The sequence below is a fragment of the Vibrio sp. S11_S32 genome (assembly GCF_014694465.1).
Classification (GTDB): domain Bacteria; phylum Pseudomonadota; class Gammaproteobacteria; order Enterobacterales; family Vibrionaceae; genus Vibrio; species Vibrio algicola.
In genome coordinates this window covers 1-3,436 of sequence record NZ_JAAUWS010000096.1, presented here as the reverse complement: position 1 = coordinate 3,436, position 3,436 = coordinate 1, and the positions used below count along the sequence as shown (strand labels likewise).

The 3,436-nt window shown below is 43.8% G+C and carries 2 protein-coding genes; both read right to left on the bottom strand.

What is annotated here, in order from left to right; all coding sequences use genetic code 11:
* Positions 1 to 215 (bottom strand): transposase (locus tag HC723_RS16570; RefSeq protein WP_190339871.1); only part of this gene is annotated, 215 nt, incomplete at its 3' end.
* Between the two features lie 372 nt (positions 216 to 587).
* Positions 588 to 3,182, bottom strand: coding sequence for a DNA mismatch repair protein MutS (mutS, locus tag HC723_RS16565; RefSeq protein ID WP_153447590.1), 2,595 nt, complete (start codon positions 3,180 to 3,182; stop codon positions 588 to 590).
* Positions 3,183 to 3,436: the final 254 nt, after the last annotated feature.

Genomic DNA, 3,436 nt, shown 5'->3' with positions numbered 1-3,436 from the left:
AATGCCCTTAAGGGCATTGAAAATATACGTTTTACCATAAGCGCTGTTGTTATTGCTAAATCACTGAAAATACGAGGTCTACCACGCAGCCCTTGTTTAGCTTCTTTCCATTCTTGGATAGCTTCTTGATCAATCCAGAAAGTCAGTGAACCACGTTTAATCAGTGATTGATTATATAACTTCCATTTTTTGGTCTTATAACGAGGTTTTGGCATGAATATCGATGGTTTAGTGGGGAGTAAACGATCTGATCGTCAGTTTCACATTTAGTTCCATCGAATTACGCAACAAAGCCCTAAAAAACAAGTAATTATTAATACTGTGATCTAAGGGTAATTATTATGAATAGAGATGAAAAAAAGGGAGGGAGTACTCTTTCTTGATGTTTTTAAGGGTTAATAAAACTTGGTTAATATTGAGCAGTTCAATATCAATAAGATGATTCATTGGCTGGTTTGAGTTAATAATCTCGAGTGGCGAATGTTTATGTCGACACTCGAGATAATAAGGTTAGCTAGAAAGTGCCGTTACTTTAGTCGTCAGTAAGGCTTAGAGTAAAATCACCGTACCACTACATAGCCCTGAACTCATAGCAGCGTTTTTAAGCGATACAATGCCTCTAATGCTTCTCTTGGGCTCATATCATCGGGATTAATTTGGCTCAGTGCTTGCTCCACTTCACTTGGATCGGGGATCAAACTCAACTGTTGCTCAACTCGTACCGGTTTTACGCCCGTATTATTTTGCACCGCTTTTTGCTGACCAAGTGATTCAAGTTGCTTAAGTTTGTTTTTGGCTTGGGTGATCACTTGTTTGGGAACACCGGCCAAACTGGCGACCGCTAAACCATACGATTTACTGGCCGCGCCTTCTTGTACCGCATGCATAAAGGCGATGGTGTCACCGTGCTCGATGGCATCAAGGTGAACATTAGCCAGATTATCAATTTGGTTTGGCAGCTCGGTTAATTCAAAATAATGGGTGGCAAATAAGGTCAGCGCGCCAATCTTGCTCGCCAACCATTGCGCACTGGCCCAAGCTAATGACAAACCATCGTAAGTGCTGGTCCCGCGGCCAATTTCATCCATTAGTACCAAACTATTTTTAGTGGCATTATGCAAAATATTGGCGGTTTCGGTCATTTCGACCATAAAGGTAGAGCGGCCAGAGGCAAGATCATCTTGCGCGCCAATACGAGTAAAGATCCTATCAATCGAGCCGATAGTGGCGGACTCGGCCGGAACATAACTGCCAATGTGAGCCAATAACGCAATTAAGGCCGTTTGACGCATATAAGTCGATTTACCCCCCATGTTAGGACCGGTGATGATCAGCATTTGACGCTGCGGATTTAATTCAATCGGGTTGGCAATAAAAGGTTCGCTTAGCACCTGTTCGACCACGGGGTGACGACCGGCCGTAATGCTCAAGCCAGCGGTTTTAGTCATCGTTGGGCGACAATAGTTAAGGGTGTCGGCGCGTTCGGCTAAGTTTTGCAGTACATCAAATTGAGATAATGCCGAGGCGAGATTTTGCAACGCTTCAAGATCGGGTATCAATAAGTCAAATAACTCTTCCCATAAACGTTTCTCTAGTGCCAGCGCTTTGGATTTCGAATTAAGCACTTTATCTTCATGCTCTTTAAGCTCAGGAATAATGTAGCGTTCGGCATTTTTTAAGGTTTGACGGCGCACATAATGCGGAGGCACTAAATGGCTTTGACCGCGGCTAACTTGAATAAAGAATCCGTGCACATTGTTGTAACCAACTTTTAAGCTCTCAATGCCATGACGTTCTTTTTCATCTGCTTCCATTTTATCTAAGTAATCTTTGGCACCATCAGCCAAATTGCGTAATTCATCTAACTCGGCGTTGTAGCCTTGTTCTAATACGCCACCATCACGGATCACTACCGGCGGATTTTCTTTTATTGCTCGCTCCAGTAATTCACAAATTGAATCCATTGGCTGGGTTAGAGCGGTGAGTTTTTGCAGATAGTCATGCTTAAAATCGGCAGAAAGAGAGGCTAATTCCGGCAATTGTTGCATGGCATTTCGTAAGCGAGCCAGATCTCTTGGGCGAGCAGAGCGCAGTGCCAAACGGGCTAAAATACGTTCAATATCGCCAATGCCTTTTAATACAGGATGCAAATCAGCAAAGTAGGTGTTTTGTTTTAATTCGCTGATGGCATCAAGACGCTGATCCAATACTCGGCTATTACGCACCGGCTGATGTAGCCAACGCTTAAACATCCGGCTGCCCATTGGAGTGGCGGTGTGATCAAGTACTTCTGCTAATGTGTTATCGCTACCACCGGCAAGGTTTTGGGTGATCTCTAAATTACGGCGAGTGGCGGCGTCTAAGATAACTGAATCATCTTGTCGGTCTAAAGTTAGCGAGCGAATATGCGGCAGGGCGGTGCGCTGGGTATCTTTTACATATTGAATTAAGCAACCGGCGGCGCATAAACCGAGCTTGGCATTTTCTACGCCAAAACCCACTAAGTCGCGTGTGCCAAATTGCAAGTTGAGTTGTTGCTTGGCAGTATCGAGCTCAAATTCCCAGATCGGGCGGCGACGTTGACCTTTGGTTTTTTCCAATAACTCACGGCTGGCAAAATCTTCTGGATACAATAATTCTTTCGGTGAGGTTCTTTGTAACTCAGCTTGCATTGCTTCAAAGCTTTGTGGCTCGCATAACTGGAAGCGGCCCGAAGTCATATCTAAAGTGGCGTAACCAAATTTATCGTCTTGCTGGAAAATAGCCGCGACTAAGTTATCGATCCGCTCTGGCAATAAAGCTTCGTCGGTGACAGTGCCAGGAGTCACAATGCGCACCACTTTACGCTCAACCGGCCCTTTGCTGGTGGCAGGATCGCCAACTTGCTCACAAATGGCGACCGACTCACCTAATTGGACTAATTTGGCGAGATAACCTTCGACTGCATGATAAGGCACGCCCGCCATTGGAATTGGCTCGCCAGCAGAAGCGCCACGCTTGGTGAGTGAGATATCCAATAACTGGGAAGCACGTTTAGCATCGCTGTAAAACAATTCATAAAAATCGCCCATACGATAAAATAGCAAGATGTCAGGGTTTTCCGCTTTTAAACGTAAATATTGCTGCATCATAGGTGTATGTAATGCTTTTGTGGCGTTGTTTTTAGTGGCTTCTTTTGGCATTTAGGTACCATAAATCAATAAGTTATGAATTGTCGGGATCTTCAATAAGTCCCACTAAGTATCAAAGGATTTCATTGTAGCGCGATAATTAGTGTAGGTAAAAGTATGGTTTTTTTATTTCCTATACTGGCTTTGTTGCGTAATTCAAATTTAGAGGTGACAACACTAGAATGGTATTATTTCAATCAATTCGGTAAGTTTTAGGCATACCTAGCCCTGTTAGTTTATTTAAAGCTTTGATCATTGCGTAAGCT

Bases quoted from the DNA above. Each gene is read 5' to 3' on its own strand.
- mutS (WP_153447590.1), bottom strand. From the start codon at position 3,182: ATGCCAAAAGAAGCCACTAAAAACAACGCCACAAAAGCATTACATACA.